This window comes from Roseovarius carneus (genome assembly GCF_020141465.1).
Taxonomy (GTDB): domain Bacteria; phylum Pseudomonadota; class Alphaproteobacteria; order Rhodobacterales; family Rhodobacteraceae; genus Roseovarius; species Roseovarius carneus.
Window position 1 is genome coordinate 503,970 of sequence record NZ_JAHSPD010000001.1, and the last position, 20,162, is coordinate 524,131.

25 protein-coding genes are annotated in these 20,162 nt (G+C 60.0%); 16 read left to right on the forward strand and 9 right to left on the reverse strand.

What is annotated here, in order from left to right; translation table 11 throughout:
- Positions 1-56: 56 nt before the first annotated feature.
- From recF to mutM, 6 genes are all read right to left on the reverse strand, one after another.
- Positions 57-1,160 carry a DNA replication/repair protein RecF gene (gene recF / locus KUD11_RS02545; RefSeq protein WP_109386884.1) on the reverse strand — a complete coding sequence of 368 codons (1,104 nt, stop codon included), beginning with the start codon at positions 1,158-1,160 and terminating at the stop codon, positions 57-59.
- Between the two features lie 44 nt (positions 1,161-1,204).
- Positions 1,205-2,323, reverse strand: coding sequence for a DNA polymerase III subunit beta (gene dnaN, locus KUD11_RS02550; RefSeq protein WP_109386882.1), 1,119 nt, complete (start codon positions 2,321-2,323; stop codon positions 1,205-1,207).
- Positions 2,324-2,446: 123 nt separating this feature from the next.
- Positions 2,447-3,823, reverse strand: coding sequence for a chromosomal replication initiator protein DnaA (gene dnaA / locus KUD11_RS02555; RefSeq protein WP_109388325.1), 1,377 nt, complete (start codon positions 3,821-3,823; stop codon positions 2,447-2,449).
- A gap of 490 nt (positions 3,824-4,313) precedes the next feature.
- Complete coding sequence (gene rpsT, locus KUD11_RS02560) at positions 4,314-4,577, reverse strand: 30S ribosomal protein S20 (RefSeq protein ID WP_109386880.1); 264 nt, start codon at positions 4,575-4,577, stop codon at positions 4,314-4,316.
- 195 nt (positions 4,578-4,772) lie between these two features.
- Positions 4,773-5,549 carry an enoyl-CoA hydratase gene (locus KUD11_RS02565; protein WP_109386878.1) on the reverse strand — a complete coding sequence of 259 codons (777 nt, stop codon included), beginning with the start codon at positions 5,547-5,549 and terminating at the stop codon, positions 4,773-4,775.
- A gap of 64 nt (positions 5,550-5,613) precedes the next feature.
- Entirely contained in the window at positions 5,614-6,465 is an 852-nt protein-coding gene (mutM, locus tag KUD11_RS02570) for a bifunctional DNA-formamidopyrimidine glycosylase/DNA-(apurinic or apyrimidinic site) lyase (protein WP_109386876.1), read from the reverse strand.
- 84 nt (positions 6,466-6,549) lie between these two features.
- Here mutM and ubiE point away from each other — a divergent pair, with 84 nt between their 5' ends.
- Together ubiE and ubiB are read left to right on the forward strand one after the other, a co-directional pair.
- A complete protein-coding gene (ubiE, locus tag KUD11_RS02575; protein ID WP_109386874.1) occupies positions 6,550-7,293 on the forward strand; it encodes a bifunctional demethylmenaquinone methyltransferase/2-methoxy-6-polyprenyl-1,4-benzoquinol methylase UbiE in 744 nt (247 codons plus the stop codon).
- A gap of 4 nt (positions 7,294-7,297) precedes the next feature.
- Positions 7,298-8,830, forward strand: coding sequence for a 2-polyprenylphenol 6-hydroxylase (ubiB, locus tag KUD11_RS02580; RefSeq protein ID WP_109386872.1), 1,533 nt, complete (start codon positions 7,298-7,300; stop codon positions 8,828-8,830).
- A 20-nt stretch (positions 8,831-8,850) separates the two neighbouring features.
- Here ubiB and KUD11_RS02585 read toward each other — a convergent pair whose 3' ends face one another.
- Together KUD11_RS02585 and KUD11_RS02590 are read right to left on the reverse strand one after the other, a co-directional pair.
- The gene (locus tag KUD11_RS02585; protein ID WP_109386870.1) at positions 8,851-9,543 is read right to left on the reverse strand and encodes a flagellar hook capping FlgD N-terminal domain-containing protein; all 693 of its coding nucleotides are present in this window, start codon (positions 9,541-9,543) and stop codon (positions 8,851-8,853) included.
- Between the two features lie 13 nt (positions 9,544-9,556).
- A complete protein-coding gene (locus KUD11_RS02590) occupies positions 9,557-11,011 on the reverse strand; it encodes a flagellar hook-length control protein FliK (RefSeq protein ID WP_181375318.1) in 1,455 nt (484 codons plus the stop codon).
- 143 nt (positions 11,012-11,154) lie between these two features.
- Between KUD11_RS02590 and KUD11_RS02595 the strand changes: the two genes are divergently transcribed.
- The 6 genes from KUD11_RS02595 (at position 11,155) to KUD11_RS02620 (ending at position 14,571) form a co-directional block, all read left to right on the forward strand.
- Positions 11,155-11,421, forward strand: a complete 267-nt coding sequence (locus KUD11_RS02595; RefSeq protein ID WP_224380281.1) for a rod-binding protein — start codon at positions 11,155-11,157, stop codon at positions 11,419-11,421.
- On the forward strand, positions 11,411-11,770 hold the full coding sequence (locus KUD11_RS02600; protein ID WP_109386864.1) for a flagellar protein FlgN: 360 nt from the start codon (positions 11,411-11,413) through the stop codon (positions 11,768-11,770). Before KUD11_RS02595 ends, KUD11_RS02600 begins: the two co-directional genes overlap by 11 nt.
- A 214-nt stretch (positions 11,771-11,984) precedes the next feature.
- A complete protein-coding gene (locus KUD11_RS02605) occupies positions 11,985-12,917 on the forward strand; it encodes a flagellin N-terminal helical domain-containing protein (RefSeq protein ID WP_109386862.1) in 933 nt (310 codons plus the stop codon).
- Between the two features lie 75 nt (positions 12,918-12,992).
- Complete coding sequence (flaF, locus tag KUD11_RS02610) at positions 12,993-13,370, forward strand: flagellar biosynthesis regulator FlaF (protein WP_224380139.1); 378 nt, start codon at positions 12,993-12,995, stop codon at positions 13,368-13,370.
- Positions 13,367-13,771: a flagellar biosynthesis repressor FlbT gene (gene flbT / locus KUD11_RS02615; protein ID WP_109386858.1), complete on the forward strand. Its 405-nt coding sequence runs from the start codon at positions 13,367-13,369 to the stop codon at positions 13,769-13,771. Before flaF ends, flbT begins: the two co-directional genes overlap by 4 nt.
- Positions 13,768-14,571, forward strand: coding sequence for a DUF1217 domain-containing protein (locus KUD11_RS02620; protein ID WP_109386856.1), 804 nt, complete (start codon positions 13,768-13,770; stop codon positions 14,569-14,571). Before flbT ends, KUD11_RS02620 begins: the two co-directional genes overlap by 4 nt.
- A 7-nt stretch (positions 14,572-14,578) precedes the next feature.
- Here the strand turns inward: KUD11_RS02620 and KUD11_RS02625 are convergent, their stop codons facing one another.
- Entirely contained in the window at positions 14,579-15,994 is a 1,416-nt protein-coding gene (locus tag KUD11_RS02625) for a FliI/YscN family ATPase (protein ID WP_109386854.1), read from the reverse strand.
- 90 nt (positions 15,995-16,084) lie between these two features.
- Here KUD11_RS02625 and KUD11_RS02630 point away from each other — a divergent pair, with 90 nt between their 5' ends.
- From KUD11_RS02630 to flgH, 8 genes are read left to right on the forward strand one after another with little or no spacing between them, the layout of a single operon-like run.
- Positions 16,085-16,474 carry a FlgB family protein gene (locus tag KUD11_RS02630; RefSeq protein WP_109386852.1) on the forward strand — a complete coding sequence of 130 codons (390 nt, stop codon included), beginning with the start codon at positions 16,085-16,087 and terminating at the stop codon, positions 16,472-16,474.
- 11 nt (positions 16,475-16,485) lie between these two features.
- Positions 16,486-16,875, forward strand: coding sequence for a flagellar basal body rod protein FlgC (gene flgC / locus KUD11_RS02635; protein WP_109386850.1), 390 nt, complete (start codon positions 16,486-16,488; stop codon positions 16,873-16,875).
- A gap of 51 nt (positions 16,876-16,926) precedes the next feature.
- Positions 16,927-17,214: a flagellar hook-basal body complex protein FliE gene (fliE, locus tag KUD11_RS02640; RefSeq protein ID WP_109386848.1), complete on the forward strand. Its 288-nt coding sequence runs from the start codon at positions 16,927-16,929 to the stop codon at positions 17,212-17,214.
- Positions 17,215-17,218: 4 nt separating this feature from the next.
- Positions 17,219-17,488 (forward strand): flagellar biosynthetic protein FliQ, encoded by a 270-nt coding sequence (locus KUD11_RS02645; protein ID WP_109386846.1) that lies wholly within the window; start codon positions 17,219-17,221, stop codon positions 17,486-17,488.
- A gap of 1 nt (position 17,489) precedes the next feature.
- Positions 17,490-18,209, forward strand: a complete 720-nt coding sequence (locus tag KUD11_RS02650; protein ID WP_109386844.1) for a flagellar hook-basal body complex protein — start codon at positions 17,490-17,492, stop codon at positions 18,207-18,209.
- A 10-nt stretch (positions 18,210-18,219) separates the two neighbouring features.
- Positions 18,220-19,005 (forward strand): flagellar basal-body rod protein FlgG, encoded by a 786-nt coding sequence (flgG, locus tag KUD11_RS02655; protein ID WP_109386842.1) that lies wholly within the window; start codon positions 18,220-18,222, stop codon positions 19,003-19,005.
- The gene (gene flgA, locus KUD11_RS02660) at positions 19,005-19,421 is read left to right on the forward strand and encodes a flagellar basal body P-ring formation chaperone FlgA (RefSeq protein WP_109386840.1); all 417 of its coding nucleotides are present in this window, start codon (positions 19,005-19,007) and stop codon (positions 19,419-19,421) included. The genes flgG and flgA overlap by 1 nt, the downstream gene beginning before the upstream one ends.
- Before the next feature lie 8 nt (positions 19,422-19,429).
- A complete protein-coding gene (gene flgH / locus KUD11_RS02665) occupies positions 19,430-20,158 on the forward strand; it encodes a flagellar basal body L-ring protein FlgH (RefSeq protein ID WP_109386838.1) in 729 nt (242 codons plus the stop codon).
- Positions 20,159-20,162: the final 4 nt, after the last annotated feature.

The window sequence follows — 20,162 nt, forward strand, 5'->3', positions numbered from 1 at the left end:
TTATACGGTCTATGGGGGGGATTGTCACGTGCAGACCCCATATTTTGTGGCCCACCTCAGCCCAAGCGCATCATCGAAAGCCCCGCCTCTTCGGTCACCTCCAAATGCTGCGCCCGCACGCCCAGCTCGGCAAAAAGCTCAGGCCCCGTGCCCGTCATCCAGGCCTGTGTACCCAGCCCGCAAATCTCATCATAAAGTGCCGCACGCCGCCCCGCATCAAGATGCGCCGCCACCTCATCCAGCAAGAGCAACGGCGTCGCCCCGAAATCCGCCTGAAGCGCCCGCGCATTGGCAAGGATGAGAGACACCAAAAGCGCCTTCTGCTCTCCGGTGGAGCAATCCTTGGCAGGAATCCCCTTGGCCGCATAAACCCCGTACAAATCCGCCCGGTGCGGCCCAATCAGCGTCCGCCCCGCCGCCATATCCCGGAACCGGCTTTCCGACAGGGCATCGCGGTAATCCCCCTCGCTGGCAGGCATCTCGCCCTCGGTCGCCGTAATCTCCAGCGCCGCCACCGGAAAAGCCGTCTCCGCCGCATCTTGCGCAGTATGAAGCGCCTCCAGCGCGCTGCGGCGCCCGGCATCTATTTCCGCGCCCGATCGGGCCATCTGCGCCTCAAGCGCCACATACCAATGCCCGTCGCGCACCTGATCCTTCAGCAATCGGTTGCGCTCGCGCATCGCTTTTTCAAATGCCAGAACGGCCTCGCCATGGCTGGGCAGAAAGCTCATTGTCATGCGGTCCAAAAACCGCCGCCGCCCTTCCGCCCCCTCTATCCAGAGCCGGTCCATCGAAGGCACAAGCCACAGCACCCGCGCCAATCTACCAAGGGCCAGCTGCGCCGCCGCCTTGCCGTCAATCCGCGTCTGCCGGGAGGCCCCCTCCTCGGACCACATCTCGATCTCATGCACACGGCCCAGAGATTGCAATACCCCCGTCACCTTCCAGCCCACAGCCTCAGGTCGGCGCACCATATCCGCCGCCGCCGCCCGGCGCATGCCACGCCCCGGAGAAAAAAGAGAGACAGCCTCAATCAGATTGGTTTTGCCCGCGCCATTGGGCCCATGGATCGCCACAGGCCGCGCATCCACCTCCAAGCCAAGCGATTTATGCGACCGAAAATGCGACAGGCTCAATGACGACAAAGAAAGGCCAGTCATGCCCGGCCTTTCTTCTTTGCAAAAATACTCAAATCAAACAGGTGTCACACGCGCATCGGCATGACGACATAGACCGCCGATTGGTCATTGCCCTCGCGCATCAACGTCGGATCGCCTGCGGAGTTGAAGAGAAACACAGCGTTCTCACGGTCCACCTGGCTTGCAATTTCCAACAGGTATTTCGCGTTGAACCCGATCTCAAGCCGCTCATCGCCATAAGCCACGACCAGCTCTTCTTCGGCCGCCCCGCTATCGGGCGCATTTACGCTCAGCACCAGACGGTCCTCATCCAGCGACAGCTTCACCGCGCGCGACCTCTCGGAGCTGACGGTCGCCACACGGTCAACCGCGCGCGCAAACTCAGCGGCATCCACCTCCATCTTGCGGGTGTTGCCTTGCGGAATGACCCGTGTGTAGTCGGGGAACGTCCCGTCGATCACCTTCGATGTCAGCGTGATCTCTGGCGTCGCAAAACGGATCTTTGTCTCGCTCACCGACACGGCAATGATCGCCTCGTCATCATCCAGCAGTTTCCGCAGCTCTCCCACGGTCTTGCGCGGCACGATCACGCCGGGCATGTCGCCCGCACCCTCGGGCAGTTCGGCATCAATGCGTGCCAAACGGTGCCCATCCGTCGCCACACAGCGCAGAACCTTGCCGCCATCGGCCTCGGACACATGCATATAAACGCCGTTGAGATAATAGCGCGTCTCCTCGGTGGAGATCGCAAATTTGGACTTGTCGAAAAGCCGCCGCAGCTCCGGCGCTTTGGCCGAGAAGTTGCTGGCATATTCAGAGCTTGCCATCACCGGAAAATCTTCGCGTGGCAATGTGGCAAGGTTGAAATGCGAACGCCCCGCCTCGACGGTCAACCGCCCGGCGGCCCCATCATCGGTCAGCGTGACAAGCGCCCCATCGGGAAGTTTGCGCACGATCTCATGCAGCATCACAGCGGAGACGGTGGTGGCCCCTGCGCGCTCGACCTGAGCCGCCGCTTTGTCGACCACTTCAATATCCAGATCAGTGGCGCGGAAATGCACGCCATCGCCTTCGGCCTCGATGAGGACATTGGCGAGGATCGGAATCGTATTGCGCCGTTCCACCACGGATTGGGCTTGGCTTACGGCCTTTAGCAATACGCCGCGTTCAATGCTCAGCTTCATGCCCTTGCTCCTTGAAATCCTTCCGGCACAAAGGGCCGGGAAGCGCACGTTACCAAACGCAGGCCCGCGCTCAACCCCTTAATGCATCTCAGGTGATGTGAAACAGGCACTGTGGCCACAGGCCTACGCTTCGAGCGTGCGGCGCAACAGGTCCAGATCCTCGGCGATCTGCCCGTCTTCGCGGCGCAGCTCATCAATCCGGCGCACGCCGTGCATGACCGTGGTGTGGTCGCGCCCACCAAAGCGCCGTCCAATCTCGGGAAGGCTGCGCGAGGTCATTTCCTTGCTGAGAAACATCGCCACCTGCCGGGGTCGGGCAAAAACCCGCACCCGTTTGGGGCCGACAAGATCGCTCAGCCGAATATTGTAGTGATCCGACACCTGCCGCTGGATTTCCTCCACCGTCACCTGCCGCTCGGAGGCGCGCAAAACATCCGTGAGACATTCCTGCGTCAACTCAAGCGTGATTTCCTTGCCGATGAGCGAGGCGAACGCGAAAAGCCGCGTCAGCGCCCCTTCCAGAACCCGCACATTCTTGCTGATCCGGTGCGCGAGAAATTCAAGCACGCCGTCAGTCAACGTCACATCCGGGTATTGCCCACGATAATATTCGACCTTGGATTGCAGGATGCCGAGGCGCAGTTCGTAATTGGTGGGATGCAGATCCACCACCAACCCGCATTGCAGGCGGCTGCGGATACGCTCTTCGAGGTTCTCGATCTCGGTCGGCGCGCGGTCAGCGGAGATGATGATCTGCTTATGCTGATCCACCAACGCATTGAAAGTGTGGAAAAACTCCTCTTGCGTACTGTCTTTGCCAGCAATGAATTGCACATCATCGACCATCAAAACATCGACCGAGCGGAACATCTCTTTGAAGTCCATCATTTTGCGCTCGCGCAGGGCTTGCACGAAGCGGTACATGAACTGCTCTGCCGAGAGGTACAGCACATTAAGGTCCGGCTGGCGCGCCTGAAGCTCCCACGCGATGGCGTGCATCAGGTGCGTTTTGCCAAGGCCCACGCCGCCATAAAGAAAGAGAGGGTTGAACGTGACGGGACCGCCCTCGGCCACGCGCTTGGCTGCGGCATGCGCCAGCTCATTGGGCTTGCCCACGACAAAACTGTCGAAGGTAAAGCGTTTGTCCAAAGGCGCTGCCGGGATTTGAGCGTCGCGCACGGGTGCGGCCTTTGCAGGGCGCGGCGCGCGCGGAGCGGGCTGAGCATTATTGGCGGGCACTTTAAAATGCACGCGGCGGATCGCGGGATCAACGCTGCGCACATGATAAAGAATCTGATCGCCAAATTTCTGCGAGACGTAATTGCCGAAAAACGTGGTGGCGACATCAAAAGTGGCCACACCATCGGCGACCTCGCTCAGATCAAGCGGTTCGATCCATGTCGTGAAATTGCTGCTGCCTACGCTAGCCTGAAGGTCTTGCTTTACTTGGCCCCATTGCTCTTTGCCCCACGCACATTCGCCTCGGTATTCTTTTGTCATGTTATTCCGTTCCGCAACTGACAGCATCCAAAGGATATCGCGGCCCCAGACAGGCGCACGAACCCCAAACACAACCGTCACCGAGCAGCGCAAACACATACCAGTCTGCTGAACGCTGTTCAGCAGTGTTCCGGTCGCAAATACCGGATACTAGGCACAATAGGTCATACCAAATGTCAGCACATCTAGCTGGTGTACCCACCATGACCTTACGTCGTGTTTGTTCTGTTGGACGCTGCCGGACGTTGCGTCCGGAAAAGTAGAACACACAGCAAAGCGTAACTTTGCAGCATCTCCTTACCCTCCTGCCCCCAAGTGGTAACGAGTCGTTCAACTAAGTTACCAACAGGGTCCGCGCTTCATCAACTGATCTTCGATCTTGACTCTGATTTTGCATGAAAAGAATCGCAGGCGTTATGCTTATGCCTGTGGCACAAAAAAAGGCGTCAAATGATTGACGCCTTTTTTCTCAATGGATTAGTCGATTTTCTCAACCGAGAACTTTGACCCGTGCCGACAGACGCGACATTTTGCGTGCAGCAGTGTTCTTGTGGAAAATGCCTTTTGTGACACCGCGCATCAGCTCAGGCTGGGCGGCGCGCAGGGCGGCTGTTGCGGCCTCTTTGTCACCCGAGGCAATGGCCTCTTCGACTTTGCGCAGATGGGTGCGAATCCGCGAACGGCGGGCTTTGTTTACGGCCAGGCGTTTCTCGTTCTGGCGGGCGCGTTTTTTGGACTGGGGCGTGTTGGCCATGTCGTCTTCCTTCGGGTTTTCGTTTCAATTGCGGTTGTGCAATACCAATCCCCGAAAAGGTGCCTCGCGCCACATAAGGGCCGAAGCAGTCTCTTGCCAAAGCGGGCATCACACGCATGTCTGACGCGGCGCATAAAGGCCACGGCCCAGATTTGCAAGCGTCAATCTCTCAGACCGGCGCGACCTGTCGCCTGATCACTTGTCGCGGAACTGTGCCTGACGCTTCTCCATGAATGCCGCCATGCCCTCGCTTTGATCCTCGGTCGCGAAAAGCGATTGAAACACCCGCCGCTCGAACAAAAGCCCCTCGCTCAGCGTGGTCTCATAGGAGCGGTTCACAGCCTCCTTGATCGCCATCACCGAAATCATCGACTTCTCGGCAATCTTGCCCGCCGCATTCAGAGCTTCTTCGCGCAGCTTCTTGGCAGGCACGACACGGCTCACGAGGCCCGAACGCTCAGCTTCTTCAGCATCCATGAAACGGCCCGTCAGATTCATATCCATCGATTTCGACTTGCCGATAAAGCGCGTGAGGCGCTGCGAGCCGCCAAGCCCAGCCATCACGCCAAGGTTCACCTCGGGCTGGCCAAACTTCGCCGTATCGGCCGCAATGATGAAATCGCACATCATCGCCAATTCACAGCCCCCGCCCAGCGCATAACCCGCCACAGCGGCGATGATCGGCTTACGAATACGCGTGATCGCATCCGCCTCGGGGCCAAAAAGATCGCCCGCGAACGCATCCACAAAGCTTTTTTCGGCCATCATCTTCACATCCGCCCCGGCGGCAAACGCCTTGTCGGACCCGGTCAGCACGATGCAGCGCACCTTGTCATTGCCCTGTGCATCCTGAAGCGCATCCACAAGCTCGGTCAGGAGCTGCTGGTTGAGCGCGTTGAGCGCATCGGGCCGGTTCAGGGTAATTAGGGCAACGTGGTCTTCTACTTCGACGGTGATCGTCTCATAGGCCATGAAAATCGCTTTCGCTTGTTGCTGTCAGACATCCTGACATATCACTACGCCGGGCGCGTTCAACCTATCTTTGACATTGCGCGCAATAGAAGCTGGAGCGTCCCGATTGCACGATACGCGCCACGGACCCGCCACAGCCCTCCCGGCGGCAAGGCTCTCCCTCGCGGCCATAAACATCGAAACTGTGCTGAAAATAACCTAGCTCACCATCGGCCTGCCGGAAATCCCTCAGGCTTGATCCCCCCGCCTCGATCGCATCACCAAGCACGTCGCGGATAATCGGCACAAGGGCTGCGGCACGCTTGGCACTCAGGTTCTTGGCCTTGCGCAGAGGAGAGATTCCGGCCCGAAAGAGCGCTTCACAGACATAGATGTTGCCGAGGCCCGCCACGATACCCTGATCCAAAAGCGCGGATTTCACGGGCGTGTTGCGCCCCGACAGGGCCTGCGCAAAATATGCCTCGTCAAAACTGTTGCCCAAAGGCTCGGGGCCCAGCTTGGCCAGCAGGGCATGCGCCTCGCCCGCCGAGGTCGCAAAAAGATCCATCGCCCCGAAACGGCGCGGATCGTTGAAGGTGATGCGCGCGCCGTTCTCCATATGCAAAACCACATGATCATGTTTTTCCGGCGCAGGATGCGTGTGCACGAATTGCCCCAAAGGATCGCCCGAAATCAGCATTCGCCCCGACATGCCCAGATGAATGAGCAACGTCTCGTCCGATGCGAGATCCACAAGGATATATTTTGCCCGCCGCCGCAGCCCCAAAACCCGCTGCCCCGTGAGGCGCGCGGCCATATCCGGCGGAAAAGGCCAGCGCAAATCGGGTCTGTTCACGTCCGCCCGCGCGATCACGGCCCCCTCCATCACGGGCGCAAGCCCCCGCCGGACTGTCTCGACCTCGGGTAATTCTGGCATGCGGGCTCCTTGATCCAAAGGGCCGCATTGTGTCTGCGCCCCAGCACCCTATAAAAAGACCAAGAACAAGGATCGGCAAGCGCAATGAACGACAAAACCACCCATTTCGGATTTGAAACCATCCCAGAGGCCGACAAAGCCGGAATGGTGCGCGGTGTCTTTGGCAGCGTGGCCAGCAAATACGACGTGATGAACGACGCGATGAGCTTCGGCATCCACCGTCTCTGGAAAGACGCGATGATGGATTGGCTCGCACCACGTACGGGGCAAAAGCTGCTCGATGTGGCGGGCGGCACGGGCGATATCTCGTTTCGGTTTCTCAAACGCGCAGGCGCAGGCCATGCCACCGTGCTCGATCTGACCGAACCGATGCTGATTGAGGGGCGCAAACGCGCCGAGGCAGGCAGCATGGCCGAAAGCCTTGATTGGGTCGTGGGCGACGCGATGGCGCTGCCTTTTGCCGACAACACATTCGACGTCTACACGATTAGCTTCGGCATCCGAAATGTCACCCGCCCCCAAGAGGCGCTGAATGAGGCGTACCGCGTCCTAAAGCCCGGTGGGCGCATCATGGTGCTGGAATTCAGCCAAATTCCCAATGACCTGATGCAATGGGCCTATGACCTCTACAGCTTCAACATCATCCCTCGCTTGGGGCAGGCTATTGCAGGTGACAAAGACAGCTACCAATACCTCGTTGAATCCATTCGTAAATTCCCGGATCAACAGACATTTCTGCGGATGGTGGAAACCGCCGGTTTCGGCAATGCGAAATACCGCAATCTGAGCCTTGGCATCGCCTGTCTGCATTCCGGCTGGAAGCTCTGACACCATGCGCGGACCACACAATATCATTCGCCTCATCCGCACCGGGGCCACTTTGGAACGCACCGGCGCGATGAGCGCCATCCTCGTTGCGATGGACGCGCCCCCTCAGGTGCGCATCGCGCTCAGATGCCTCGCTTGGCCGTTTCAATGGCTCGGTCTCAAGGGGGATCCAGGCACGCCACCCGCCGTGCGCGCGCTCACAGCCCTCGGCCCTGCCTACATCAAATTCGGGCAGATTCTCTCGACCCGCCCCGATCTGGTGGGGGATGAGCTGGCCACGCAGATGCGGGTATTGCAGGACAAACTGCCGCCCTTCGACATGCTTACCGCCAAACGCGCGGTACAATCCGAACTGGGGCAACCGGTTGAAGCGCTTTTCGATGAGTTCTCAGACCCTATCGCCGCCGCCTCCATCGCGCAGGTTCACAAGGCCCGCGTGCGCGCCACGGGTGAGGATGTGGCCGTCAAAGTGCTGCGGCCCGGAATTGAGCGGGCGTTTCGCGTGGATATCGACGCGTTCTACTTCGCAGCCTCGATGATCGAACTGCTCTCCCCCGCCTCCCGACGCCTGCGTCCCACCGAGGTGATCAAACATTTCGAAGGCGTTGTGCTGGGTGAATTGGACCTGCGGCTGGAAGCCTCCTCGGCCGGGGAGTTTGCGGCCAACACCGAGAATGACGCGGGCTTTCAGCTTCCAGCGGTGAAATGGGACCTGTCGCGCCGCCGCGTGATGACGCTTGGCTGGGCCGATGGCGTGTCAATGGGCGACAATGATGCGATTGACGCGGCGGGCCACGACCGGGTCGATCTAGGCAACCGGGTGCTGCAACTTTTCCTCAGCCACGCGCTGCGGGATGGGTATTTCCACGCGGACATGCATCAGGGGAACCTGAAGGTCGCGCCAAACGGCAATATCATCGCCTATGATTTCGGTATCATGGGCCATATCGACGAATACACCCGGCGGGTCTATGCCGAGATCATATACGGCTTTATCCGGCGCGATTATCGCCGCGTGGCCGAGGTCCATTTCGAGGCGGGCTATGTGCCTGCCGACCGCGATATGGACGAATTTTCCCGCGCCCTGCGCGCTGTGGGTGAGCCGATTTTCGGCATGGATGCCAGCAAGATCAGCATGGGCAACCTGCTCAGCTATCTCTTCGAGGTGACCGAACGCTTCGGCATGGAAACCCGGACCGAACTTATCTTGCTGCAACGCACGATGGTGGTGGTCGAAGGCGTCGCCCGCTCGCTCAACCCGCAGATCAACATCTGGGAAGTCGCGAAACCGGTGGTCGAGGATTACATAAAGCAAAGCCTTGGTCCCCGTGCCATCGCGCGCAGCTTGGGCCAGACCCTCGCCGTTCTGGCAAGGTTCGGGCCGCGCCTGCCGCAACTGGTCGAGGATGCGATCATCCGCCAATCCGCCCCACCGCCCGAGCCGCCACGCCGCCGCAAGCGTGACCTTGTGGCATGGGGCGCAGGCGGCGTGGCTTTGGGCGCGGGTGTGGCCGCCCTGATCGCGCTTCTGGACTAGCCGCGCGTCAGGCCGCGCACTTACGCCCCATCAGGATTGCGCAGCCCGAGAACGCCCGACGCAGGCACCAACGCACCGCCTTCCATCACCAGAACCGTCGTCCCACCATCCAAGCGCGCCTCAACGATTCGCGCCTGAGATTCAACGGTAGATGTTCCCAAAAGCTCCTCCCCCTGAAACGAATCGACGCTCAATTCATAACTCCCAGCGGGAATGGTGTTGCCCGTCTCAGCCCGCCCATTCCAGGTGAACGCGCCACCGCCCGGCGGCACGTCTTGTTGCGCCACGATCCCGCCCCGCGCATCCCGGACAACAAGCCGTGCAAGATCAGCCCCCGCCGCCGTGTTCAGCGTCACCTCAACAGGCGCACCCTGAAAGGCCACAGGCATCTCAGCGCGTGCGGTCATGCCGACCCAGCCCTGAAGCTGGCCCATCCCCATGATCCCCAATTGCTGCCCCATGACCGCAAGAAGGTCATTCGTGCGTACCTGCTGCTCCACCGACGAGAATTGCGCAAGCTGAGAGGCGAATTCGGTCGAATCAACCGGATTGAGCGGGTCTTGGTTTTGCATCTGTGCGGTCAGCATTTTCAGGAACGTCTCGAAATCCGAGCTGAGCGCGCTGTTTGCTTGAGTTGTGGCCGCCGATTGAGCGGCGGCAGATGCGCCACCACCGAAGATGGAGGCGGTGGGATTGGTTGGGTTGAGGTCCATAGAGACGTCCTTTCTAAAGGCGAATATCAAGCCGGTCCATTGTGGCCAGAGGGGCTTCGGGAGGCGGCGTTTCTAAAGCATCATTTGCCGTGGTCTGCGTGTCCGACGTGCTGTCACCGGGGGCAAAGCCGCCGGCCTTGCTGCCACCGCTGTCCTGTCCAAAGGAAAACGCTGTGCTGCCATACCCAATCGCGCGCAATTCCTGCGCCAGCATGTCGATATGACGCCGCATCAGATCCAGCGTTTCAGGCCGATCAGCGAGAACCGTAACCATCATCACGCCATCCCCCGGCGCAAGCGCAAGGCGCACCCGACCCAGCTCCGCTGGATTCAGCGTGAGTTCGATGGGTTTTTCGCCAGACCGCACGGCGTCAGCGATCTGGACCGCCACCTGTCGGGCGGTCTCAGCCTGTGTTGACGGGCTGGGCGCACCGGGGCGCAAATCGGCGGCGGGCGCTGTGCTGCGCAACTCTGTCGCGCCGCTCAAAGCCTCAAGCCCCACACCGCGCTCAGGGGTGTCAGCCCCTGCCGGGGCCGCAATCATGGCGGCGGACAGAGAAAACGATGGTTTCTGCGCAGGGGCCGGCGCGGGGCTTGCAGCGGCAACCGCCACCTCCGGCTGAGCCGCACCCACCCGCATCGTCATATCAATGGGATAAGAAAACCGCGTTTCCGGCTGTGCAGCAGCCGCTGCGGACCCACTCAGAGGCAGCGGTGCCCCTTGGGTAACGCGCAGGGGCATGGTGTCCGCCTCAGCTGCGCCACGATGCACAGCACCGGACTCTGGTGTCGCAGAAGCCAATGCCGCCCGCGCCTCAGACCTAGCCAAATCAGTCAGATTCGGTTGCGTTTGGGCCCCTGTCTGAGCGGGTGCGGCAGCAATTATCTGGGGGAGGATAGGCGCGCCCACATTACGTTTTGCATCCACGACCAGAGCATCTGTCGCTTCAGAACCCTGCGCATTAGAGGCCGCGAGCGGCGCGCCTCCCGCAGCCGCCACATTTATCATCGCCCCCTTCAAAGCGGGCACCGCGCCGGTGACCCGCACCTGCTCTCCAGACAAAGGCGTATCGCTTGTGGGCAACGACATACTCGACACAGAAATTGCTGACATTTCCGCCGCCCCAGCGTCCCTACCAACCTTTCTCTCAAGGTCGGAGGGGCGTTGACTCATTGTTGCTTCGTGCAATTCATCTGGAACTGAGGCCTCTATTTCTGGCCCTTCTTCCTCTTCATCCAGTGCCAAGGCACCATCCTCCATAGGCGCATCCGAGACCTGCTCAGGGTCTGCATCCGCGGTAGCATCCTCTGCATCCACGACGTTATCGGGCGTCGCCTCAGCCCGGCCAAAGATCGCGGCGAAACTCCCGTCCCCTTTGCCACGTTCTGGCGGGCCAGAGACGGCACGCGCACTTTGCGCATCGGGCAAAGCGCCCGCATGGGTAGGGACATTAACAGAACCAAACATGTGCATCTCCGGGATTTCTTCCACGATCCGCACACTGTCTCAGAAGCTGGTTACCGCTTCTTTACCGATTTGACGTCAAATGACCCTGTTTGCGATCAATTGGAGATATTCCCATGACAGATTCTTTACCCATCACATTACCTATGACCGCCTCGGCAACGCCGCATGCGTCCGTGACCTCCGCGCTGACCGCCCGCGAAGCCGCACAAAAACTCGAAGCCAGCTTTCTGGCCGAAATGCTCAAATCAGCAGGTTTCGGCAAAAGCCCCAGTCTTGGTGGTGGCATTGGCGAGGATCAATTCGCCTCCTTCCAAAGACAGGCCTTGGCTGAGGAAATGGTAAAATCCGGCGGCATCGGCCTCGCTGAATCCTTTTATGTGGCTCTAGTGGAGAAACAAAATGACCGCTGAAACCGCCCAGACCCTGATCGAATCGCTCGATGACCTACTCGAGGAAGAACGCAAATCGCTGCTTGATGGCGACCTGGATGCGATCGGCCGGTTGCTGTCGCGCAAGGAAGCCTTGATCGACGCGCTCAACGCACCAACACTCGCCGGACAACCCAATCTGACCCATCTGCAAGGCAAAGTGATCCGCAATCAGGCGCTTCTGGATGGGGCGCTTGAGGGCATTCGCAAAGTGGCCACACGCATGGCCGCATTTCGAAAAATCCGCAAAACCCTTGAAACCTATGATCAATCCGGGCGTAAAACCACTATTCAGGGCGAGGTTGAATGTAAGGTGGAGCGCCGAGCCTGACCGGATTTGTGTCAAATGCTCCTTACATGAAAAACCCACCTTAGCATTCCCTTAGGACCTTAAACGCCATTCTGTCCCTGCATCCGAAACGGGTGGCGCAGCACCGCCGCAGGCACTCGCTGCACATGTCAGAACGACAGTTTAGGCCGCCACCATCTTTGGGGGCGGGACGTTTCATTGGCGCAAAAGCGCCATATCCTAAAGGAAATATGCTATGTCCAGCATTCTGACGAACAATAGTGCAATGGTTGCGCTGCAAACCCTGAAATCGGTCAACTCTAACCTGGCCAAAACCCAAGACATGATCTCGACCGGCCTTCAGGTCGGCTCAGCCAAGGATAACTCGGCGATCTGGGCTATCTCGAAAGTGATGGAATCCGATCTTCAAGGGTTTCAGGCAGTGTCGCAATCGCTGTCTTTGGGCGAATCCACTGTGGCGGTTGCGCGGATGGCGTCCGAAAAGGTCACAGACGATCTCAAGCTCATCAAGGAAGAGATTGTCGCCGCACAAGACGGCACTGTGGATCGTGCAACCCTGCAAGAGCGCATCGACTCCCTGGTGGCTCAGATCCAGTCCAACGTTGATTCGGCTCAGGTCAATGGCGTGAACCTCGTGAACGGCTCGGCAACGGCTGTTGCAGACGTCAATGGAACCAATATTGATCTCAACGGCTCTGGCGGCACCGCCGACGCCGAGGATGTGGGTATTCAAGTCATCTCCGCGCTTGATCGTAGCGGAACTGGTGTCACAGCCTCAAAGATCAACGTGGTTGCGATTGATTTGACCTCGGCATCGCTTGAAGGCGCAGACGGGCAAACCACTCCGGCCAACATCGCGCTTGAAGATATCGACGTGACAACAACCGAGGGTGCCACTCGGGCGTTGAACGCGATTGAGGGCATGATCGACACGGCCTCCACCGCAGCCGCCACCTTCGGGTCCGTCGAGAGCCGGATGGAAAGCCAGAGCGAGTATGTCTCTCAGCTTTCGGACGCGATCAAGTCAGGCATCGGCAACCTTGTGGATGCCAACATGGAAGAAACCTCGGCCCGCCTGCAAGCGCTGCAAGTTCAGCAGCAACTGGCAACACAGTCGCTTTCCATCGCGAATCAGGCACCTCAGGCGATCCTGTCGCTCTTCCGGTAACCCTCCAGATCAGGGGCGTCCAACTAGCGCCCCTGATCCCCTGATGTGAACAGAAACTCTTCGGAAGGATATCATGTGAACGCGACACACATGGCGCAAAATGCCTATGGGAAAGCCGCACACCCGATCAAGACCAACCGCGACATCGAATACGGCGCCTTTGCCAAAGTAACCACCAAGATGAAAACCGCCGAGGCGCGCGGCATGGCACATTTTGCAGACCTTGTGGCGGCGGTTCAGGAGAATCGCAACCTGTGGCTCCTTTTGGTTTTGGATATCGCAGACAAGGACAATCCACTGCCATCCGACCTCAAGGCCCGGATCATGTTTCTGGCCCAGTTTACCGAAATGCACAGCCGCCGTGTTCTCCGCGACGCGGCCGCGTTGACCCCACTCATCGACATCAATGCAGCGGTGATGGCGGGCTTGCACACACGCGGGAGCGCGACATGACAGGTCTCGTTCTGAAACTAAGCCCAAAAGAACGCGTGCTCATCAATGGTGCCGTGGTTGAAAACGGGGATCGGCGCTCCCGGCTCAGCATAGTCACACCGGATGCGAATATTCTGCGTCTGCGTGATGCCATTCATCCTGAGGATGCAAACACGCCGGTGCGGCGCGTGTGTTATGCAGCGCAACTGGTTTTGTCCGGCGACGCCACGCCTGAGGATGCCCGCCTTCAGCTTCTGCGCCATATCGAAGATCTGAGCCAAATTCTGACAGACCCAGACAGCCGCACCAGCCTGACTGATGCGACCCAAGCCGTGCTTGCGGGGGAATTCTATCAATGCCTGAAGGCGCTGCGCACCTTGCTGCCGCGCGAGGCACGCCTTCTGGCGCATCGGCCGTCATGACTTATCAGCCGGTCTTGCCCAGTGGCGGGCTTGTCGGGTTCAGCTTCCTCACCCGGACGCTGAACACCCAAACCGCAGCCTTCAACAACAGCGCACCCATCGCGCGCGATACGGCTTACTTCGAGGCCAATATCGGGGAGGTCAAAACGGCTGAAGATCTTGTCTCGGACCGTAGGCTTCTGCGCGTGGCGCTGGGGGCGTTTGGTTTGTCGGATGACATCAACAGCCGCGCGTTTGTGCAACAAATTCTCGAAGGCGGCTCTGAAGCAAATGATGCGCTGGCCAATCGGCTTGCGGATGACCGCTATAGCGATTTCGCGGAGGCTTTCGGCTTTGGGAACCCCAGCGGTGCGCGCACCGCAGAGCCCGGCTTTACATCTGATATCATAAGCAAATTCCGCGCCCGCGAATTTGAGGTTGCTGTCGGCAACCAAGATCAAAGTATGCGGCTGGCGCTGGATGCTGAGCGGAGCCTGCCTGCGATTGCCGCACTGACCGGGACGGAGGAAACACGCTGGCTCAAAATTATAGGCAACCCTCCCCTGCGCAAAGTTTTTGAGGCCGCTCTTGGCCTGCCACAAAGCTTTGGCACGATTGATCTCGACAAACAGGTGGAAGTGTTTCGCGATCGTGCAAGCCGCCAGCTTGGCATATCCAGCCTGACAGAGCTTGCAGAGCCGGAACAGCGCGACGCGCTCGTGCAACGCTTTTTGATCATGGATCAGGTGAACAGCTTTTCGAGCCAATCCTCCGGATCGGTAGCGCTGACCCTTCTTCAGTCAATGCCCCGCCGCTTCTGATCCGCGCCTAACCCGGCATCAACGCTCGCCCGCCACCATTGCCACCACTTCGGCCAATGTTGGGGCCCGGTGCTGACTGCGCGGGCGCAGATATTTGGGGTTTTCCAGCGCCGGCCCTGCGCAAAATCAACGCCAGCCTATCATAACTGTTCTGGATAGACGCCGCCTCACTTTCAGCCAAAAACGCATCAAGCTCAGGATAGACGCGGATCGCCTGATCAAGCTCCACATCACTTCCTTCCGCGTAAAGCCCCGCGCGGATCATCGTCGCGGACCTGTCATATGATCCGAGCAGCGCCCGTGCCCGCAAAAGCGCTTCGTTCTCCACATCACTCGCGGCACGCGGCAAGCTGCGTGAAACCGAGCGGAGCAAATCAATGGCCGGATACCGCCCACGCTCGGCAATCGCGCGGTCCATGACCACATGCCCGTCGAGCACCCCGCGCAGGATATCCGCCACTGGCTCTTCCATATCCGACCCCGCGACTAGGACACTAAACAGAGCCGTAATCGCCCCTTGGCTACCCTCCCCCGGCCCCGCGCGTTCGCATAGCGACATTATCATATGCGCGGTCGATGCCGGATAGCCGCGCAGCGCCGGCATCTCGCCTGCTGCGGTGGCCACCTCGCGGTGCGCTTCGGCAAAGCGGGTGATCGAATCAGCCAGGAAGAGCACGTGCAGCCCCTGATCCCTGAAATGTTCTGCCACAGCCATCGCCGTCCACGCACAGCGCCGGCGCACCAAAGGCGAGCGATCAGATGTCGCAGCAACAATAACGGACCGCGCCATGCCCTCTGGTCCCAGCACATTGTCGATAAAATCGCGCAGCTCGCGACCCCGCTCGCCAATCATGGCAAACACGACCACATCTGCCTCCATACGGCGGCCAAGATGCCCAAGAAGGCTCGATTTCCCGACACCAGACCCGGCAAAGAGCCCGATTCGCTGGCCGCGCACGATGGGCAAAAACGTGTTGAACACCGACATACCCGTCTCCAGACGCGCCCCAAGCGGATGCCGCCGCGCAGGCGCAGGCGGGTCTGCCCGAAGGCTGCGCGCCACAGGCCCGCGCCGCAAAGACTGGCCATCCATAGGCGCGCCAAACGGGTCAATCACGCGCCCGACCCAATCATTCGACGGTGCAATATCCGCAGCCCCCATCAGCACCGCGCGATCCCCGAGCGAAACGCCCTGAGGCTCCGCATCAGGCAGCATTCGCACGCGCCCCTGCCCCATCTGAAGCACTTCACCATGCAGAACGCTGCCATCGCCACGCGTGATACACACCCGGTCGCCCAGCCGCGCATCGCCAGCAAGGCCGGACAAATCCAGCATCCCGCCGGTCACCACCTCCACCCGTCCAATCACATCCACCGCCCGCATTTGCGCGATGGTGGCACCGAGGCTATCGAGTTTCGTCATTCCCATCGCACTCTCCAAAAATCTTCTGAAAACAATTTCTAAAGGAATCACGGTTAATCCTTGGTTGAAGACGCGCAAGGGAGACGCCCAATGTTTGAAAAACTGGAAATTTTCCGCATGGCACACGCCATGGCCAAACATGCGGGCGCTCGGCAAGCGATTGTGGCGCGCAACATGGCAAATGCGGACACGCCCGGCTACGCGGCCCGCGATATCGCGCCCTTTGCCGAGACGTTCAAAGGCGGGCAGATCCAATTTGCACCGCGCCAGACCCGCGCGGGCCATATTGGTGAAAATGCTGCGGGCTATGCGGTGCAGACGCGCGAACGCGCAACCGGGGTCACAGACCCGAATGGCAATTCCGTCTCGCTTGAGACCGAGATGCTCAAAGCGGTCGACGTCAAACGCCAGCATGACCGAGCAATCTCGATCTACAAATCCTCGCTCACCATTTTGCGCGCCGCCACTGGCCGCCGATAAAGGAGATCCAAATGTCCGAATTTTCCGACGCCCTTTCGCTCTCATCCTCCGGCCTCAAGGCTCAGGCTGAACGCTTGCGCCACGTCTCCGAGAATATCGCGAACAGCGACACACCGGGATATCGCCGCAAGACGGTCGCGTTCGAGACGGTCATGCACGGGGACACGCCAGGCAAGGTCGAGACGGGCCGCGTACGCCTTGATCAATCAGAGCTTGCGAAGATTTACGACCCTTCGCACCCCCTGGCCGATGACAGCGGCAGCTATGAAGGCTCGAACGTGCAGCTGGTGATTGAGATCGCCGACGCGCGCGAGGCGCAGCGCAGCTATGAGGCCAACCTCAAAATGTTCGATCAGGCCCGGCAAATGTCGTCCAGCCTGAACGACCTTCTGCGCCGCTAACCCAAGGCAAGTTAACCCAAGGCAAAACATCAATCCAAAAGGAGTTCCAGAATGGAAATCAGTGCCCTCAACATCGCCGGTAAATACAACGCCGCCCGCCCCGCAACCGAGCCGCAGGCCGCCCCCGGCGCCATGGATATGGCGGGTAACATCGCCAAGGATTTCGCCGCCACCCTGCAACAGACCGAGGCCACCGCAAAATCAGCCATGTCGGGCAACGCCGATCCCCACGCCCTCGTTCAGGCCCTCGCCCAGACCGAGCTGGCCGTGGAGACAGCCGTGACCGTACGTGACCGTGTGGTCGAGGCCTATCAGGAAATCCTGCGCATGCCGGTCTGACCCCATGCATAGCGAGATCATATTTTTCGACACGATGCGTCAGGGCCTGTGGATCGCCACGATCATCTCCCTGCCAATCCTTGCCTGTGCATTGGTGGCGGGACTAAGCGTTGGGCTCTTTCAGGCACTCACCTCCATTCAGGAGCTGACCCTGACCTTCGTGCCAAAACTCGCGGCCATCGTAGCCGTGTTCTGGATCTCGATGGGGTTCATGACAACGACGCTCGTGGCGTTCTTCCAAGACCGGCTCGTGCCACTGATCATAGGAGGCTGACATGGAAAATGCAGGCTACACCACATTGACCCGCCAATCGGGCCTGATGCGCGAAATGCAGGTCGTGGCGAACAACATCGCCAACGCGGCCACAACCGGGTTCCGGCAGGAGGGGCTTGTCTTCTCCGAATATGTGAAACGCATGGAGGATGGCAGCTCGCTGTCGATGGCCACAGCCAATGCGCGCCACACCTCCATGATGCAAGGCGGGCTCACGCAAACCAATGGGCGGCTTGATTTCGCTATCGAAGGCGATGGGTTCTTCCTCATCGAGACGCCATCCGGCGAACGCCTGACCCGCTCGGGCAGCTTTGCCCTCTCCGCGGAGGGAGATCTGGTGACCAATGATGGCTTCCGGGTGCTTGATGCGGGCGGCGCGCCTGTGTTTGTCCCACCCGACGCCTCTGATCTCAGCGTCGCCGCCGATGGCACGCTGAGCTCCGATGGCCGCCCGTTGGCCCAGATCGGGCTCGTGCAGCCGGTCGATCCGGGCGGCCTGATCCGCGAGGATGGCGTGATGTTCCGCTCCGAGGCAGGCGCTAACCCGGCTGAAAACGGGCGCATCCTTCAGGGCTTTCTCGAAGGTGCCAATGTCGATCCCATCGGCCAGATGGCCCGCATGATCGAAATTCAACGCGCTTACGAGATGGGCCAAAGCTTCCTCGAAAGTGAAAATCAGCGCATCCGAACCGCGCTCGATACCCTCATCAGATCCAGATAGGAGACCTCCAATGCGTGCTCTCAAAATTGCAGCCACCGGGATGGCGGCTCAGCAAATGCGGGTCGAGACCATCTCGAACAACCTCGCAAACATGTCCACCACGGGCTACAACGCCCGCCGCGCCGAATTCTCCGACCTGCATTACCAGCAGATGTCGCGCGCCGGCACGATCAACGCAGCCGATGGCACGGTCCTGCCTACAGGGGTCCAGCTGGGCCTCGGCGTGCGCCCTGCCGCGGTCTCCGTGCACCTCACGCAGGGCTCACTTTCCGCGACCAATGGCGATCTCGATATCGCGATCGAGGGCAATGGCTATCTTGAGGTCACGCTGCCGTCGGGGCAGCCGGGCTACACCCGCGACGGCGCGTTGAAACGCTCCGCTGATGGGGTGATTGTCACGTCCGATGGCTTCCCCGTGGCCCCCGAAATCGTCATTCCGGACGATGCGCGCTCCGTCTCGATCAATGGCAATGGCGAGGTCTATGCTTATTTCTCCGACACCGCCGAGGCGCAGCTTTTGGGGCAGTTCACCCTTTCGGGCTTCACCAATCCCAAAGGGCTGGAGGCGCGCGGATCGAACCTCTTCACCGAGACCGAAGCCTCCGGCCCCGCTCTGCAAAGCACCCCGGGCGAGGACGGGCTCGGCACTGTCCGGCAAGGTTATCTTGAGGACAGCTCCGTCGATCCGGTGCGCGAAATCACCGAGCTGATCGAGGCACAGCGCGGGTATGAGCTGAACTCCAAGGTCATATCCGCCGCCGATCAGATGCTCGGCGCAACCACGCAGCTGCGCTGATGCGCGCGCTCGCCCTCATAGGCTGCCTGCTGGCCGGGCCCACCATGGCCGAGACCGTGCTGGCCGCGCGCACGATCCGCGCGCAATCGTTGATCACGCCGCAGGATCTTGTGGTGAAGGATATCGACGTGCTCGGCGCGTTTTCTGCTCCAGCGGATATCGTGGGCCAGGAAGCGCGCGTTGCCCTTTATGCCGGGCGGCCCATTCGTCACGGCGATATCGGCCCACCCGCTTTGGTCGAGCGCAATCAGATTATCTCGCTGATCTACGATCAGTCCGGGCTCAGCATCACGACCGAAGGCCGTTCGCTATCACGCGCGGGCCCCGGTGAATATGTGCGCGTCATGAACATGACCTCACGCATCACGGTCTCGGGCCGCGTTCTGCCTGATGGCCGCGTTCTTGTCTCGAATTAGAGGATAACATGCTCAAATACATCATGATTCTCACCGGCATTCTAACGCTTGCTGCCTGTGGGCGCGCGGACCATATCGGCAAGCCGCCAGAATTCAGCCCCGCGATGAACTCATCCGAGCATGTCGCCATGCTCAGCCCCGGCCTGCCCGCAAGGGCCGAGCAGCGCCGTGTGGTAGACGAGGCTTCCCTCTGGAACGCTGGGCGACAATCGCTTCTTGGGGACCGACGGGCGATGGCCCGCGGCGATATCCTCACCGTCGTGATCGAGATCGACGACGAGGCCGAAATTTCCAACTCTTCCAGCCGCTCGCGCAACGGCTCTGAGAGCCTCGGTATTCCTCAGCTTTTTGGCATCCCTCAGCGGATCGACAATGATCTGCCGCCGGGTGCCTCTATGGCCGACGCGGTCTCGATCAACTCAAACAGCAGCTCGGAGGGCGATGGCTCGGTCAGCCGCCGAGAGGAGCTGACCTTGCGCGTGGCCGCCACGATCATGGAGGTTCTGCCCAATGGGGTGCTGTCGATCCAAGGCAGCCAAGAGGTCCGCGTGAACTTTGAGATGCGCGAGCTTTTGGTGACTGGCTATGTGCGCCCTGCGGATATCTCGCGCCAAAATGAGATCACATACGACAAGATCGCCTCGGCCCGCATCTCATATGGTGGGCGCGGTCAGATCACCGACATGCAACAACCGCGCCTGGGCCAGCAAGTGCTCGACGCCATTCTGCCCTTCTGAAAGG

What these genes read in the sequence shown, in the direction of transcription:
- recF (WP_109386884.1), bottom strand. Translation starts at nt 1,160, where the DNA reads ATGACTGGCCTTTCTTTGTCGTCATTGAGCCTGTCGCATTTTCGGTCG.
- dnaN (WP_109386882.1), bottom strand. Translation starts at nt 2,323, where the DNA reads ATGAAGCTGAGCATTGAACGCGGCGTATTGCTAAAGGCCGTAAGCCAA.
- dnaA (WP_109388325.1), bottom strand. Translation starts at nt 3,823, where the DNA reads ATGACAAAAGAATACCGAGGCGAATGTGCGTGGGGCAAAGAGCAATGG.
- rpsT (WP_109386880.1), bottom strand. Translation starts at nt 4,577, where the DNA reads ATGGCCAACACGCCCCAGTCCAAAAAACGCGCCCGCCAGAACGAGAAA.
- KUD11_RS02565 (WP_109386878.1), bottom strand. Translation starts at nt 5,549, where the DNA reads ATGGCCTATGAGACGATCACCGTCGAAGTAGAAGACCACGTTGCCCTA.
- mutM (WP_109386876.1), bottom strand. Translation starts at nt 6,465, where the DNA reads ATGCCAGAATTACCCGAGGTCGAGACAGTCCGGCGGGGGCTTGCGCCC.
- ubiE (WP_109386874.1), top strand. Translation starts at nt 6,550, where the DNA reads ATGAACGACAAAACCACCCATTTCGGATTTGAAACCATCCCAGAGGCC.
- ubiB (WP_109386872.1), top strand. Translation starts at nt 7,298, where the DNA reads ATGCGCGGACCACACAATATCATTCGCCTCATCCGCACCGGGGCCACT.
- KUD11_RS02585 (WP_109386870.1), bottom strand. Translation starts at nt 9,543, where the DNA reads ATGGACCTCAACCCAACCAATCCCACCGCCTCCATCTTCGGTGGTGGC.
- KUD11_RS02590 (WP_181375318.1), bottom strand. Translation starts at nt 11,011, where the DNA reads ATGTTTGGTTCTGTTAATGTCCCTACCCATGCGGGCGCTTTGCCCGAT.
- KUD11_RS02595 (WP_224380281.1), top strand. Translation starts at nt 11,155, where the DNA reads ATGACCGCCTCGGCAACGCCGCATGCGTCCGTGACCTCCGCGCTGACC.
- KUD11_RS02600 (WP_109386864.1), top strand. Translation starts at nt 11,411, where the DNA reads ATGACCGCTGAAACCGCCCAGACCCTGATCGAATCGCTCGATGACCTA.
- KUD11_RS02605 (WP_109386862.1), top strand. Translation starts at nt 11,985, where the DNA reads ATGTCCAGCATTCTGACGAACAATAGTGCAATGGTTGCGCTGCAAACC.
- flbT (WP_109386858.1), top strand. Translation starts at nt 13,367, where the DNA reads ATGACAGGTCTCGTTCTGAAACTAAGCCCAAAAGAACGCGTGCTCATC.
- KUD11_RS02620 (WP_109386856.1), top strand. Translation starts at nt 13,768, where the DNA reads ATGACTTATCAGCCGGTCTTGCCCAGTGGCGGGCTTGTCGGGTTCAGC.
- KUD11_RS02625 (WP_109386854.1), bottom strand. Translation starts at nt 15,994, where the DNA reads ATGACGAAACTCGATAGCCTCGGTGCCACCATCGCGCAAATGCGGGCG.
- KUD11_RS02630 (WP_109386852.1), top strand. Translation starts at nt 16,085, where the DNA reads ATGTTTGAAAAACTGGAAATTTTCCGCATGGCACACGCCATGGCCAAA.
- flgC (WP_109386850.1), top strand. Translation starts at nt 16,486, where the DNA reads ATGTCCGAATTTTCCGACGCCCTTTCGCTCTCATCCTCCGGCCTCAAG.
- fliE (WP_109386848.1), top strand. Translation starts at nt 16,927, where the DNA reads ATGGAAATCAGTGCCCTCAACATCGCCGGTAAATACAACGCCGCCCGC.
- KUD11_RS02645 (WP_109386846.1), top strand. Translation starts at nt 17,219, where the DNA reads ATGCATAGCGAGATCATATTTTTCGACACGATGCGTCAGGGCCTGTGG.
- KUD11_RS02650 (WP_109386844.1), top strand. Translation starts at nt 17,490, where the DNA reads ATGGAAAATGCAGGCTACACCACATTGACCCGCCAATCGGGCCTGATG.
- flgG (WP_109386842.1), top strand. Translation starts at nt 18,220, where the DNA reads ATGCGTGCTCTCAAAATTGCAGCCACCGGGATGGCGGCTCAGCAAATG.
- flgA (WP_109386840.1), top strand. Translation starts at nt 19,005, where the DNA reads ATGCGCGCGCTCGCCCTCATAGGCTGCCTGCTGGCCGGGCCCACCATG.
- flgH (WP_109386838.1), top strand. Translation starts at nt 19,430, where the DNA reads ATGCTCAAATACATCATGATTCTCACCGGCATTCTAACGCTTGCTGCC.